Source organism: Paraferrimonas haliotis (assembly GCF_002282895.1).
Lineage (GTDB): Bacteria > Pseudomonadota > Gammaproteobacteria > Enterobacterales > Shewanellaceae > Paraferrimonas > Paraferrimonas haliotis.
Window position 1 is genome coordinate 134506 of sequence record NZ_NRRB01000006.1, and the last position, 14921, is coordinate 149426.

The 14921-nt window shown below is 48.1% G+C and carries 11 protein-coding genes and 1 tRNA gene; all 12 read left to right on the forward strand.

Translation table 11 applies throughout. The features are described 5' to 3' along the window. Positions 1 to 68: 68 nt before the first annotated feature. The 12 genes from CLC91_RS12615 (at position 69) to CLC91_RS12670 (ending at position 14916) form a co-directional block, all read left to right on the forward strand. Positions 69 to 1637 (forward strand): sodium/sugar symporter, encoded by a 1569-nt coding sequence (locus CLC91_RS12615; protein WP_095498710.1) that lies wholly within the window; start codon positions 69 to 71, stop codon positions 1635 to 1637. Between the two features lie 87 nt (positions 1638 to 1724). Further along, positions 1725 to 1801 (forward strand) — tRNA-Met (locus CLC91_RS12620). 254 nt (positions 1802 to 2055) lie between these two features. Next, entirely contained in the window at positions 2056 to 2511 is a 456-nt protein-coding gene (rimP, locus tag CLC91_RS12625; RefSeq protein ID WP_095498711.1) for a ribosome maturation factor RimP, read from the forward strand. Between the two features lie 24 nt (positions 2512 to 2535). Then, a complete protein-coding gene (gene nusA / locus CLC91_RS12630) occupies positions 2536 to 4035 on the forward strand; it encodes a transcription termination factor NusA (RefSeq protein ID WP_095500492.1) in 1500 nt (499 codons plus the stop codon). Between the two features lie 24 nt (positions 4036 to 4059). Further along, complete coding sequence (gene infB / locus CLC91_RS12635; protein ID WP_095500493.1) at positions 4060 to 6723, forward strand: translation initiation factor IF-2; 2664 nt, start codon at positions 4060 to 4062, stop codon at positions 6721 to 6723. Positions 6724 to 6835: 112 nt separating this feature from the next. After that, positions 6836 to 7243 carry a 30S ribosome-binding factor RbfA gene (rbfA, locus tag CLC91_RS12640; RefSeq protein WP_095500494.1) on the forward strand — a complete coding sequence of 136 codons (408 nt, stop codon included), beginning with the start codon at positions 6836 to 6838 and terminating at the stop codon, positions 7241 to 7243. Between the two features lie 2 nt (positions 7244 to 7245). Next, positions 7246 to 8187, forward strand: coding sequence for a tRNA pseudouridine(55) synthase TruB (gene truB, locus CLC91_RS12645; RefSeq protein ID WP_095500495.1), 942 nt, complete (start codon positions 7246 to 7248; stop codon positions 8185 to 8187). A gap of 138 nt (positions 8188 to 8325) precedes the next feature. Next, entirely contained in the window at positions 8326 to 8595 is a 270-nt protein-coding gene (gene rpsO, locus CLC91_RS12650) for a 30S ribosomal protein S15 (RefSeq protein ID WP_095498716.1), read from the forward strand. Between the two features lie 231 nt (positions 8596 to 8826). Continuing rightward, entirely contained in the window at positions 8827 to 10920 is a 2094-nt protein-coding gene (gene pnp, locus CLC91_RS12655) for a polyribonucleotide nucleotidyltransferase (protein WP_095498717.1), read from the forward strand. A gap of 111 nt (positions 10921 to 11031) precedes the next feature. Beyond that, positions 11032 to 11937: a lipoprotein NlpI gene (gene nlpI / locus CLC91_RS12660; protein WP_095498718.1), complete on the forward strand. Its 906-nt coding sequence runs from the start codon at positions 11032 to 11034 to the stop codon at positions 11935 to 11937. Between the two features lie 222 nt (positions 11938 to 12159). Continuing rightward, positions 12160 to 14334: a S46 family peptidase gene (locus tag CLC91_RS12665; RefSeq protein WP_095500496.1), complete on the forward strand. Its 2175-nt coding sequence runs from the start codon at positions 12160 to 12162 to the stop codon at positions 14332 to 14334. Between the two features lie 150 nt (positions 14335 to 14484). Beyond that, the gene (locus CLC91_RS12670; protein ID WP_095500497.1) at positions 14485 to 14916 is read left to right on the forward strand and encodes a helix-turn-helix domain-containing protein; all 432 of its coding nucleotides are present in this window, start codon (positions 14485 to 14487) and stop codon (positions 14914 to 14916) included. Positions 14917 to 14921: the final 5 nt, after the last annotated feature.

Consider the following 14921-nt stretch of genomic DNA (forward strand, 5'->3'; position numbering starts at 1 on the left):
TTGAGTTTTAGTCAATTGTTGTCCTAGTACCGTCGTACACTATATGTCATCAGCTTTATGGAGGTCCCATGAAATTGGGAATGCTTGATAGCGCGGTATTTATCGCGTATGTACTAGGACTTTTAATACTCGCCTTGTGGATTTCTCGTGATGAGAAAAAACAGGGCAAAAACACCCAAGACTACTTTTTGGCATCAAAGGCATTACCTTGGTGGGCCATTGGCGCATCACTCATTGCGTCGAACATCTCAGCAGAACAAATTATCGGCATGTCCGGCTCCGGCTATGCCATCGGTTTAGCCATTGCCAGTTACGAATGGATGGCGGCCATCACTTTGATCTTAGTGGGCAAATACATGCTGCCCATTTTCCTAAAAAACGGCATTTACACCATGCCGCAGTATCTTGAGCAGCGTTTTGACACCAAAGTAAAGACCATCATGGCTTTGTTTTGGCTGGCGGTTTATATCTTTGTAAACCTCACCGCGGTGTTATGGTTGGGTGGCCTCGCCATTGAAACCGTGGCCGGAGTGAACTGGTTAGCTGGGATGATATTCCTAGCCATTTTCTCAGTAGCCTATTCTCTTTATGGCGGTTTAAAAGCGGTTGCTTACACCGATATTTTCCAAGTGGTTTTGCTGGTGTTTGGTGGCTTGTTCTTAAGCTACTTAGCGCTGCAAGCGGTATCCGGTGGCGAAGGGGTTATCGCAGGGTTTAGTGCATTGACCCAAGCGGCGCCGGACCATTTCGATATGATATTAAGCCCAGACAGCGAGCATTACATGAGCTTACCGGGGATTTCGGTGCTCATTGGCGGTATGTGGGTAATGAACTTCAGCTATTGGGGCTTTAACCAATACATTATTCAACGTGCGTTGGCGGCTAAGGACGTTAAGGAAGCGCAAAAGGGCATTGCGTTTGCTGCTTACTTGAAACTGTTAATGCCGCTGATTGTGGTTTTGCCGGGTATCGCCGCCGTGGTTTTGTATCCCAATTTGTCGGCACCGGACCAAGCGTATCCGTCAATGATGGAACTGATGCCTGTCGGTATTAAAGGGCTGGTGTTTGCAGCATTAGTGGCCGCCATCGTATCGTCACTGGCGTCCATGACCAACAGCATATCAACCATTTTCACCATGGATTTATACAGTCGCATGAATCCAGACAAGAGTGAGCGTCATTATGTATACGTTGGCCGTTTGGCAGCAGTCGCCGCCTTAATTATCGCGTTAGTCGTTGCACAGCCACTACTGGGCCAGTTTGACCAAGCATTCCAGTATATCCAAGAGTTCACCGGATTCTTTACTCCGGGCATTGTGGTGATTTTTGTGATGGGTATGTTTTGGAAGAAAGCGACCTCTGGTGGTGCTTTGGCGGCGGCGATTGGTTCGGCAGTATTCTCGGTGGTGCTTAAAGTATGGGCTCCGGGATTACCCTTTATGGATCGAGTAGGGGTGGTGTTTTTGCTGTGCTTGGGCTTGTGTGTGTTGGTTTCCTTGGCCTCAAAAACGCAACCGTCAGCAACCGATACCAGTGTCAGTTTAAGCGAAGTGAGCTTTAAAACCTCATCGGGTTTTAATATCGCCACCCTCGGAGTGATTATTATTTTAGTTGTGCTCTATACAACCTGGTGGTAATCGCTTAGCTCTCTTGACGATAGGGGCAAATATTGAAGACGGTTATTGCATCTCAAGGTGTAAATCAATATACTTGCCCTCAGTTGACGCGGGATGGAGCAGCCTGGTAGCTCGTCGGGCTCATAACCCGAAGGTCGTCGGTTCAAATCCGGCTCCCGCAACCAACGTTCCTCACGCTAAGTGAGAAGAAAGTTTTAAGGCATTGCAAAGCGCAATCGAACGACCAAACCTTGAAGCTTTGAATCAACAAATGCACCAAGCGAAAGCTACTTTTGTTGATTCTCGACTAGGCTAAATGAAGCGTTTAGCAAGTCGATACAGGGTCTAACTGCTCAAACCCCGTAACTTGGTCACGGGGTTTTTTGTTTTTGGACGTTTCTATGGGCATCGGCCCATTTTTTGTTTTTGGAGAGTTACTTTGGCTACTGTTGAGCAAAAGCTAACAACATTGTTGACACCGGCGGTTGAAGCCGAAGGTTTCGAGCTTGTGGGAATCGAGTACATTCGCGCAGGACGTCACTCTACGGTGCGAATTTATATCGATCACCAAGATGGCATTACCGTTGAAAACTGTGCCGATGTGAGTCGTCAAGTAAGTGCAATAATGGACGTCGAAGACCCGATTGCTAACGAGTACACGTTAGAAGTGTCTTCACCGGGTGTTGATAGACCGCTATTTAACGCTGCTCAGTATGCAGCGGCAATCGGTGAAGAAGTCAAAGTACAGTTAAACATGCCTGTGGATGGTCAACGCAACCTAAAAGGTGACTTGGCGGCCGTCGATGGGGAAATGATCACAGTTCAACTTGCGGATAAGCAGCTAACAGTAGCGCTTGATAACATTCGCAAGGCCAACATCATTGGTAAAATTTAATTCAGGGTGGAATGAGGCAAGACTATGAGTAAAGAGATTCTGTTAGTCGCAGAGGCGGTATCCAACGAAAAAGCGGTTCCGCGCGAGAAAATCTTCGAGGCAATCGAAATCGCCCTAGCAACCGCGACCAAAAAGAAGTTCGAAAGTGAAATCGAAGTTCGCGTTGATATCGACCGTAAGACCGGTGACTTCGATACTTACCGTCGTTGGGAAGTTGTTGAGTATGTTGATGGTCTTTTAGAAAACCCTTCTGCCCAGATTGGTCTAGAAGCTGCTCAACTTGATGAGCCTGAAATTGAGTTGGGTGCTTTTGTAGAAGAGCAAATCGATTCGATTCCGTTTGACCGCATTGCCGCTCAAACCGTGAAACAAGTCATCATTCAGAAAGTTCGTGAAGCTGAGCGCGCTCAAGTGATTGAGCAGTTTGAAGACAAAGTGGGTGAGCTGATTACCGGTGTGGTTAAAAAGGCCAATCGTGAAAACGTCATCATTGACCTGGGCAACAACGCCGATGCGGTCTTGTTCCGCGAAGAGCTGCTGCCTCGCGAGAGCTTCCGTCCAGGGGATCGTGTTCGTGCCTTGCTTTGGGATGCACGCCCAGAAGCTCGGGGCGCCCAGTTGTTCTTGTCTCGCTCACGTCCAGAAGTATTGATTGAGCTGTTCCGCATTGAAGTGCCAGAGATTGGCGAAGAGATGATCGAAATCATGGGTGCGGCCCGTGACCCAGGCTCTCGCGCTAAAATCGCGGTTAAGAGTAACGACCGTCGCATTGACCCTGTTGGTGCCTGTGTTGGTATGCGCGGAGCTCGCGTACAAGCGGTAAGCGGCGAGTTAGGTGGTGAGCGTATCGATATCGTTCTTTGGGATGATAACGTTGCCCAGTTTGTGATTAACGCCATGGCGCCGGCTGACGTAGCGTCTATTGTTGTTGATGAAGACAAGCACACCATGGACATCGCTGTTGATGCCGATAACCTAGCGCAAGCCATTGGCCGTAACGGTCAAAACATTCGTTTAGCCTCACAACTAACTGGTTGGGAGTTAAACGTAATGACCACCGAAGAAATGGCGGCTAAAAACGAAGAAGAAAGCGCTAAGCTCATTGGTGTATTCACCGACGGTTTAGAAGTGGATGAAGATTTTGCACAGTTGCTTATTGATGAAGGCTTCACCAGCTTGCAAGAAATTGCTTATGTTCCGGTACAAGAGCTGCTTGACATTGAAGAGCTTGACGAAGACATCGTAGAAGAGTTGCGCACCCGTGCTAAAGATGCGTTGACCACACAAGCGCTTAAGAGTGAAGAGGCCCTTGACGGTGCAGAGCCTTCACAAGAGCTACTTGATTTAGATGGTATGACTCAGCACCTAGCATATGTGCTTGCTAGCCGCAAAGTGATTACCTTAGAAGACCTAGCAGAGCAGGGTATTGATGACCTTGCTGATATTGATGAATTATCAGATGAACAAGCAGGCGAGCTGATTATGGCTGCGCGTAATATTTGCTGGTTCAGTGACGAAGCCTGATAAGACGGGGAGGAGAAAGAACAGATGGCAGTAAATACTGTAGAAACGCTAGCCAAAGAAGTTGGCAAGCCGGTAGAACGTCTTATCGAACAGATGGCCCAAGCGGGAATGAAGAAAAAAGCGACGGATCAGGTTTCTGAAACCGAGAAAAAGCAGCTTTTAGACTTCTTAACCAGCCAGCACGGTGGTGGTGATGCCGCGCCGAGCAAAATGACGCTGAAGCGCAAAACTCGCAGCACTTTGTCGGTAGCGGGTTCGGGTGGCAAGCAAAAGAGCGTTCAAGTAGAAGTGCGTAAAAAGCGTACCTACGTGAAGGCCTCAGCTGTTGAAGCTCAGCAAAAGGAAGAAGAAGCGAAACGCTTAGCGGAAGAAGAAGCGGCTCGCGCCAAAGCAGAAGCCGAAGCTAAAGCGAAAGCCGAAGCAGCTGCTAAAGCTAAGGCAGAAGCAGAAGCCAAAGCGAAAGCCGAAGCTGCCGCTAAGGCCAAAGCAGAAGCAGAAGCTGCCGCTAAAGCAAAAGCTGCTGCCGAAGAAGCTATGACGCCTGAAGAAAAAGCCGAAGAGAAAGCTAAGCGTGAAGAAGAAGCGCGCATTCTTAAAGCTCAAGAAGACGAGTTAAAGCGCAAAGCAGAGCAAGAAGCTGCAGCGAAAGCTGAAGAAGCTAAGCGCTTAGCCGAAGAAAATGCAAAACGTTGGGAAGAAGAAGAGAAGAAGCGTAAGGAAGCTGAAAAAGCGGACGTGCATCTAACCACTTCTACCTACGCCCGTGCTGCTGAAGATCAGGCCGATGCTGAGCAAGAGCAAGGTAATCGTCGCCGCGGTCGCGGTAAGAAGAAAGGTGGTCAAGCTCGCCCACAACGTGGCAATCGCCGTAACCAAAAGAGCAACGCCAACAACGCCCATGGCTTTAACAAGCCAGCGGCGCCAGTTACGCGCGATGTTCGCATTGGTGAAACCATCTCTGTAGCAGAATTGGCTCAGAAAATGGCGGTTAAAGCCACCGAAGTCATCAAAGTGATGATGAAAATGGGCTCTATGGTGACCATTAACCAAGTGATTGACCAAGAAACTGCACAGCTAGTGGCAGAAGAAATGGGTCACAAGGTTGTATTGACTCGCGAGAACGAGCTAGAAGAGCAAGTGCTACAAGAGCGTAGCGGTCATGGCTCGGAAAGCGCTCAAGAGAGCCGCGCGCCAGTGGTTACCATTATGGGTCACGTTGACCATGGTAAAACCTCGCTGCTTGACTACATTCGTGCCGCTAAAGTGGCCTCCGGTGAAGCCGGTGGTATTACCCAGCATATTGGTGCTTATCACGTTGAAACTGACAACGGCATGATCACCTTCCTAGATACTCCGGGTCACGCCGCGTTTACCGCTATGCGTGCTCGTGGTGCCAAAGCGACCGACATCGTAGTACTTGTAGTAGCCGCTGATGATGGCGTAATGCCGCAAACCATCGAGGCAATTCAGCACTCCAAAGCAGCGGGTGTGCCATTGATTATTGCCGTCAACAAGATGGATAAAGAGGAAGCGGATCCGGATCGTGTTAAGAACGAACTGTCACAACACGAAGTGATTCCAGAAGACTGGGGTGGCGAGCACATGTTTGTTCATGTTTCCGCTAAGTCTGGTTTGGGCATCGACGAATTGCTAGAAGGCATCTTGTTGCAATCCGAAGTATTGGAATTAACCGCGCCTCGCGATTGCATGGCTGCCGGTGTGGTTATCGAATCTCGCCTAGATAAAGGTCGTGGTCCAGTTGCTTCGATTTTGGTTCAAGAAGGTACCTTGAAGCAAGGTGACATTGTATTGTGTGGTCTTGAGTATGGCCGTGTTCGTGCCATGCGCGATGAAAACGGCAAGCAAATTACCGAAGCGGGTCCATCGATTCCAGTGGAAATTCTAGGTCTATCGGGTGTTCCAAGCGCCGGTGATGAAGCCACGGTTGTTAAGGATGAGCGTAAAGCTCGTGAGGTTGCTTTGTATCGTCAAGGTAAATTCCGCGATGTTAAGCTGGCTCGTCAGCAGAAAGCTAAGCTTGAAAACATGTTTACCAACATGGAAGCGGGTGAAATTTCTGAGCTTAATGTGGTTCTTAAAGCCGACGTACAAGGTTCACTGGAAGCCATTGCCGATAGCTTATCTAAGCTATCGACCGAAGAAGTTAAAGTGAACATCATCGGTCGTGGTGTTGGTGGTTTAACAGAAACCGACGCGACTCTTGCCGCGGCTTCTAACGCCATCTTACTTGGCTTTAACGTTCGTGCCGATGCGCAAGCGCGTAAAGTGATTGATGCAGAGAGCTTAGACCTTCGCTACTACTCGGTCATCTATGACTTGATTGACGAAGTTAAGCAAGCCATGAGCGGTATGTTAGCGCCAGAATTTAAGCAAGAAATTATTGGTCTTGCGGAAGTTCGTGACGTCTTTAAGTCGCCTAAAATCGGCGCCATCGCTGGTTGTATGGTTACCGAAGGCATTGTTAAGCGTTCAGCGCCAATTCGTGTTCTACGTGAAAACGTTGTGATTTACGAAGGTGAACTTGAGTCGCTACGTCGCTTTAAAGATGACGTTCAAGAAGTTCGTAACGGCATGGAATGTGGTATTGGCGTTAAGAACTATAATGACGTTAAAGTTGGTGATCAAATCGAAGTATTCGAAACCGTAGAAGTGGCTCGTAGCTTATAGTAACGAGTCCCGCTTCGCGGGTAGCCAACATAATAATAGGGTGGCGTTAGCCGCCCTTTAATTTTCCACGGTGGTTGTGTTTTGATACCGGCTATCGTGAACGAGGTATGACATGAGAGAATTTAGCCGTACTAAGCGCGTTAATCAGCAATTGCAGCAAGAGCTGGCCATTGTGTTACAGCGTGAAATCAAAGATCCACGCATAGGAATGGTTACGGTAAATGACGTAGAAGTTTCTAAAGATCTGGGCTATGCCAAGGTGTTTGTAACCTTCTTTGAAGAAGATGAAGCCGTTATTAAACAAAAAGTAGATGCGCTGGCAAAAGCGTCTGGCTATATCCGCACACTGGTGGCCAGTCGCGTTAAAATGCGGGTAATGCCAGAGCTGCGTTTTGTTTACGATTCAACCTTAGTCGACGGTATGCGTATGTCGAACTTGGTCACTCAAATTGTTCGTGAAGACGAAGCCAAGCATCAAGACGACAGCACCGAATCAAGCGACTTAAAGGATCAAGAGTAATTATGGGCAGACGTCGTAATCGTGGTCGTCTTGTCGACGGCATTGTCTTATTAGATAAGCCATTGGGCATCAGCTCCAATGATGCGCTGCAGCGCGTTAAGCGGATTTATAACGCCAACAAGGCTGGCCATACCGGTGCCTTAGATCCGTTGGCAACGGGCATGCTGCCCCTTTGTTTGGGGGAAGCGACTAAGTTCAGCCAGCATTTGTTGGATTCAGATAAGCGTTATTTGGTTACTGCTAAGCTCGGCGTTCGCACCACAACCTCCGACTCTGATGGTGAGGTTGTGAGTGAGCGCCCGGTTGATGTAACTCAAGCCGATATAGAAAAGGCGCTTGAGGCGTTTCGTGGCGATATTATGCAAGTTCCGAGTATGTATTCGGCACTGAAGCACGAAGGTCAACCTTTGTATAAGTACGCTCGAGAAGGCATTACCATAGATCGACCAGCGCGTCCGATTACCGTGTTTGAATTGTTGCTTCACAAAGTTGATGGCGATGAAGTGGAAATGGAAGTGCATTGCTCAAAAGGCACCTACATTCGAACCATAGTTGACGATCTTGGCGAAGCTTTGGGCTGCGGAGCGCACGTGATTAAGCTGCGTCGCACCCAAGTGTCCGGTTATCCTTATGAGCGCATGGTGACCATAGAACAGCTCGAGCAGTTGTTGCAACAAGCCGTGGACGAAGAGCTGCCTCCTAAAGAGTTGCTTGACGATTTGTTGTTACCCATGGATACCGCCGTTGCCGATTTGGAAGAGGTGAACGTGGATAGCGTATCGGGTAGCTACATCATGAACGGTAATCCGGTGCAGGTAAGTGGGGCGCCTTTGTCTGGAAAAGTGCGGATTACCATTGGTGATGATCACCAGTTTGTTGGCATTGGCGAAATTGACGACGATGGCAATGTTGCACCTAAGCGTTTAATCGTTTTGCACGATTAACGGGTATTTTTGCCAAGTTGCGCAGGTATTAAGGCGGTTTATCACTTGTACCTTATGTAGTAACTGGGTAGAATACCGCCCTCTCTGAGCTGAGTTAGTGATTGGCCAGAGATTATTATTTTATTTTTGGAGAAAGTTATGTCACTAAGTACTGAAGCGAAAGCTCAAATTCTTGCTGAATTTGGCCGCGGCGAAAACGATTCTGGTTCACCTGAAGTTCAAGTTGCTTTGCTAACTGCGCAAATCAACCACCTTCAAGGTCACTTCAAGCAACACATCCACGATTTCCACAGCCGTCGTGGTCTATTACGCATGGTTTCTAGCCGTCGTAAATTGCTTGACTACCTTAAGCGTAAAGATGTTGAGCGTTACACTGCTCTTATCCAAAAGCTAGGTCTACGTCGCTAAGCGATACTGGTTTTAGCGAAAAAAGCGCCTTGTTAGGCGCTTTTTTTGTACCCTCTCCCCGCAAGGGGGACGTACCCCTCTTTTCCCACCTTCTGCATCCCGCGCCCCGCAAGGCTTGCAAACACGCCTCTTTTTGGGGTACGTCCCCATAGAATTTTCTATCTTTTCAGGGTTTTTAACGTATACTATGCCACGCTATTTAGAGATTAAATTAATGAAGGAATTGGTAAAGTGAATCCAATCGTAAAAAGTTTTGAGTACGGTAAGCACACTGTAACACTAGAAACCGGCGTGATGGCACGCCAAGCAGACGCTGCTGTACTAGCAAGCATGGGAGATACCACGGTATTGGTTACCGTTGTAGGCAAAAAAGAAGCCGATCCGGGTCGTGATTTCTTCCCTCTAACTGTTAACTATCAAGAAAAAACATACGCCGCCGGTAAAATCCCAGGCGGTTTCTTTAAGCGTGAAGGCCGTCCAGGCGAAGGCGAAACTCTTATCGCTCGCTTGATTGACCGTCCTATCCGTCCATTATTCCCTGACGGCTTTAAGAACGAAGTGCAAGTGGTAATTACCGTTGTATCGGTAGACCCGCAAATCCAACCAGACATCGTTGCGATGATCGGTACCTCTGCTGCTCTAGCGATTTCAGGCATTCCATTTAACGGCCCAATTGGCGCTGCGCGCGTTGGTTACTTAAATGGCGAGTACGTTCTAAACCCATTGAGTGACGAAATCGCTGAGTCTTCATTGGATCTCGTGGTTGCGGGAACTGATTCAGCCGTACTTATGGTTGAATCTGAAGCCGAGCGTCTTCCTGAAGACGTTATGTTAGGCGCTGTTGTTTATGGTCACGAACAAGGCCGCAAGGTTATCGCAGCTATTAACGATTTCAAAGCTGAAGCCGGCAAGCCAACTTGGGATTGGACTGCACCTGCTAAAAACGAAGCGCTTGCAGAGCAAATCAAAGGCTTGGCAGAGCAAGGTCTAAAAGACGCTTACCGCATTACCACTAAGACTGAGCGCTACGAAGCGGTTGGCGCTGTTAAAGAAGCCACCAAAACCGCGCTTCTAGAGCAAAACGAAGAGCTAGACGCTCAAGAAATTAGCAACTTGCTCGGCTCTTTAGAGAAGCAAGTAGTGCGCTCTCGCGTTGTAGCAGGTGAGCCGCGCATCGATGGTCGCTCTCCTGACATGGTTCGCGCGCTAAGCGTACTTGCTGGCGTATTGCCTCGTACTCATGGCTCTGCCTTGTTTACTCGCGGCGAAACTCAAGCCTTGGTTACTGCAACGCTAGGTACCGAGCGTGATGCGCAAATCATTGACAGCATCACGGGCGAAAGCACGTCTCGCTTCATGCTGCACTACAACTTCCCTCCATACTGTGTGGGTGAAACCGGAATGATTGGCTCGCCTAAGCGTCGTGAAATTGGTCACGGTAAGCTAGCCAAGCGCGGAATCCAAGCGGTAATGCCAACTGCGGAAGAATTCCCATACACGGTTCGTTTGGTGTCTGAAATTACCGAATCTAACGGCTCATCATCAATGGCATCGGTTTGTGGCTCATCACTAGCGTTAATGGACGCAGGTGTTCCAATTAAAGCCTCTGTTGCTGGTATCGCCATGGGTCTAGTTAAAGAAGGCGACGACTACGTAGTACTTTCTGACATCTTGGGTGATGAAGACCACCTAGGTGATATGGACTTTAAAGTAGCCGGTACTCGCGACGGTATCACTGCTTTGCAAATGGACATTAAGATCGAAGGTATTACCCAAGAGATCATGCAAGTTGCGCTAAACCAAGCCTACGGCGCACGTATCCATATCCTAAACGTTATGGACAGCGCGATTGGTTCGCACCGTGAAGACTTAAGTGACCACGCTCCGCGAATCACTACTATCAAGATCAATCCTGATAAGATCCGTGATGTTATCGGTAAAGGTGGCGCCAACATTCGCGCGCTAACCGAAGAAACCGGTACCACCATCGAAATCGAAGACGATGGTACGGTTAAGATCGCCTCTACCGATGGTGATGCGGCACGCTTAGCTATCTCTAAGATCGAAGCCATTACCGCTGATGTAGAAGTAGGTACCATTTACCAAGGTAAAGTGGTTCGTATCGTTGACTTTGGTGCGTTCGTTAACATCCTACCTGGTAAAGATGGCCTAGTTCATATTTCTCAAATCGCTGAAGAACGCGTTTCTGCCGTAACTGATCACCTATCAGTTGGTCAAGAAGTGAGCGTTAAAGTGATGGAAGTGGATCGTCAAGGTCGTATCCGTTTATCGATGAAAGAAGTAGCGCCTAAAGCTGCTGAGTAATCGAGCGCTGAACTCATATTAATTATGAGTGTCATAAAAAAGGGAAGCCGGAGTGCTTCCCTTTTTGTTACTATCAACTCAACATCAAAGCCCTTTCCGTTAATACAGAGAATGACTATGAGTTTAAGCAAGAGCTTAACGGCCGCCATGCTAGCGGTTTTAATATCCGGTTGTGCTGCAACATCGAACTCCTCTGATGGCGATGATCGTTTGTTGCCATTGGTGGTTCCGGCAGCTTTAAGTTATAAAACAGAGCTTCAGTTAGCCCGCTTGAACGAAATTTTAGGCTCCACTGAGCTAGACGCAATGCAACGGGCTCGATTTATGTATGAGCGCGGAGTGATATACGATCGAATGGGGCTAAGAACCATGGCGCGATTGGATTTTCATCAAGTGGTGAAGATGCAACCAGACATCGCCGATGCTTATAATTTTATTGGAATTTATTACACCCAAGATCGTGAGTTTGCCTCAGCGTTTGAAGCGTTTGATGCAGTACTGGAATTGGCTCCTGAGTATGATTACGCCTATTTAAATCGTGGTATCGCCTTGTATTACGCAGAGCGCTATGACCTCGCCGCCGAAGATATGGTGAGCTTTTTAAACTTTAAACCGGACGATGGCTACCGCGCGTTATGGCTTTACATAGTGCAAATGGAGCAAGATGCGACACAAGCCAAAATCAATCTAACAACTAACAATAGCGCGTTAGATCATGACAAGTGGGATGCCGCAATCGTCGATAGAGTGCTGGGTAATATCAGCACCGATGAGCTTTTTAGCAAAGCCAAGCAAGACTTAACCTACCCTAACCAGTTCGCAGAGCGCATGTGCGAAGCTTACTTTTACTTAGCGAAAGTAGAGTTAGCGAAAGGTAATTACAAAAATGCCGTCAACCTGTTTAAATTAACCCTCTCAACTAACGTTCAAGATTTTGTCGAGTATCGCTATGCTCGCATGGAATTAGAAAATATCCGCAACAACCTCGCTAAACAGCTCGAGCAACAAGCTCAATAACCCAGTTAGACATTTTGTCCACAGGGGTACGTCCCCAAAGTAGGGGGTACGTCCCCAAACCTCAAAGGGACGTACCCCAAGCGCAAAAAAAGCGCAAAAGGGTACGTCCCCTGTGGATAACTCATCGCTACACACCTTGCAACAACTTGCGGTTTTACAGTCATTTTTGGTTATTGCATACTGGTTTGGATAACTAATAACTTGATTTGATGGAACCAATTAATGAATAAATTACTCGTGACATCATTGGCTTTGTGCGCAACGCTTGGCGTTACCTCGAAAGCCAGTGCCGATGAGGGTATGTGGCAGCCACACCAGCTTCCTGGAATCGCTAAAGAGCTCAAAGCGGCTGGTCTTAAACTAAATCCCAATGACCTTACCGATTTAACCGGCTTCCCAATGGGCGCTATTGTGTCGCTTGGTGGATGTACCGCATCGTTTTTGTCGGATCAGGGCTTGGTAGCCAGTAACCATCACTGTGTCTACGGCTCGGTTCAGTACAATTCAACCGAAGACAACAACCTTTTGAAGAATGGCTTTTTAGCTAAGTCGTTTAAGGACGAATTGCCGGCGGCACCTGGCACCAGAATTTATGTCACCGAAGAGATTACCGAAGTTACTGATAAGGTAAATCAGAGCATCAGCGCCACCATGAAAGGTGCGGATCGCTACAACACCATCGACAAAAACTCCAAGGCCTTGGTAGCGGAGTGTGAAAACGACGACCGCTACCGTTGCTCCGTGGTTAATTTCCACGGTGGTCTGCAATATTTCCTCTTCAAACAGCTGACCATTCGCGATGTGCGTTTAGTGCATGCACCAGCGTCCAGCATTGGCAAGTTTGGCGGTGATACCGACAACTGGATGTGGCCTCGTCATACCGGTGACTACGGTTTCTATCGCGCCTACGTTGGTAAAGACGGCCAGCCTGCGGATTACTCCAAAGACAACGTGCCTTACAAGCCAAAGCATCACCTAAAAGTGAGCAAAGCATCGGTTAAAGATGGCGACTTTTTGATGGTGGTGGGTTACCCAGGCCGCACTAACCGCTACCGCACCGCCCTTGAAGTAGACAACACCTTTAATTGGACTTACCCCAACGCCAAGGTTTTGCGTGAAGACCTCATTAATATTATTGACTCCACCACCAAGCCAGGTTCCGATGAGGCCCTTGCTTATGCCAGCACTCGAGCCGGGCTTGCTAACTACGCCAAAAACTTTGGCTCAATGATTGAAAGCTTCCAAAAAGGTCATTTGTACGATAAGAAAGTGGAGCTAGAAAAAGCGCTTAACCAATGGATTGCAGCTGATAACAGCCGCAAACAGCAATACGGCCAAGCACTATCGGGCCTCGATAAGCTTATAAAGCAAAACATCGCTCACCAAGAGCGTGACCTGCTACTAAGCTACATGGGCTACAGCTCGCTGAAAAGCGCTGCCGAGCGCCTGTACCGCTTGTCCATCGAGAAAACCAAAGCCGATGCCGATCGCAAACGCGGTTACCAAGAGCGCGATATGGCGCGTTTCGAGCAAAGCATGAAGACGGTTGAGCGTCGTTATGTGGCCGCAGTGGATAAAGCCTTCCTTAAGCATCTATTAGGCAAGTACGCCAAGCTTCCAAAAGAGCAGCGTGTAGCCTCAATGGGCAAGTATTTTGGCCTTGAGAAAGGGCTTAACCAAGCGAAGCTTGATAAGCTGTTAGACAAAATGTACGCCAAAACCGAGCTGGGCAGCTTTGAAGCTCGCAAAACTTGGATGGACAAAAGCGCTGCGGATTTCGAGCGCAGCAAAGACCCGTTTATTCAGCTAGCGGTTGCTACCTACAAAGATCGCAAAGCCATGGAAGATGCCGCCGAGGAGCTTAGTGGCAACATCCAAGCTTACCGCCCTAAGTACATGGAAGCGCTGATTGCTTATTACCAAGGTAACAACATGCCTGTGTACGCCGATGCTAACTCTACGCTGCGGGTAACTTACGGTAATGTGAAGGGCTACAGCCCTAAAGACGGCAGCTACATGAAGCCGTTTACCACCTTGCAAGGCATCATTGAGAAGTACACCGGTGAAGGCGAGTTTGACTCACCACAAAAGCAGTTGGATCTGATTAAAGCCAAGCAATACGGTGACTATTACAGTAAAGAACTGGACAGTGTTCCGGTCAACTACTTAGGTACGCTGGATATTACCGGCGGTAACTCAGGTTCGCCTACGCTTAACGATAAAGCCGAGTTCGTTGGCTTAGCTTTTGATGGTGTATACGAGTCCATTATTGGCGATTGGGATTATGACGAGAAAACCAACCGCTCTATCCATGTGGATGTGAAGTACATGCTTTGGGTCATGGAAAACGTGGACGGCGCAACCAATCTCATTGATGAGATGGACATTGTTGAGTAAGGGATGAGCTGTTAGTAAATAAACAGTTTTTTCAAAGGCGCCCATTCAAGGCGCCTTTTTTGATCGCGATCATTTATTTGACAGTTTTAATTGACACTGCTGCTGATAATTAATATAACAGTACCAGTGTTACTTAATGGTGTTAGATAAATGAAGTCAATTGATCCCAATGTTCAGTCGCAAGATTCGTCGTCGCTGACGTTAGAGCAACTGTCAATCGCCACCGATACGCCCCTTAGAACCATACGTTTCTATATTCAAAAGGGCATGGTTGACCGTCCGCTGGGGGCTCGCAAAAGCGCCCGTTACAGCGAAAAACATCTCGAGCAAGTACTGACTATTCGAAAATGGCAAGGGGCGGGCATGTCGCTCGAAGCCATTCACCGCTTATTAAATGAAGAATCACCGCAACAGCAACAATATCCCGAGCCAGAGCCGGGGCAGGTCAGGGTGGTTAGTCATATAACACTGTGTAGAGGCATAGACTTGGTGGTTGATCCGCAACAAAGCGGACTTACCAGCCAGCAGTTACGACAACTGTCATCAAGCCTTGCCGACCTTTTAGAACAAGTTAAAGGATAATAAAG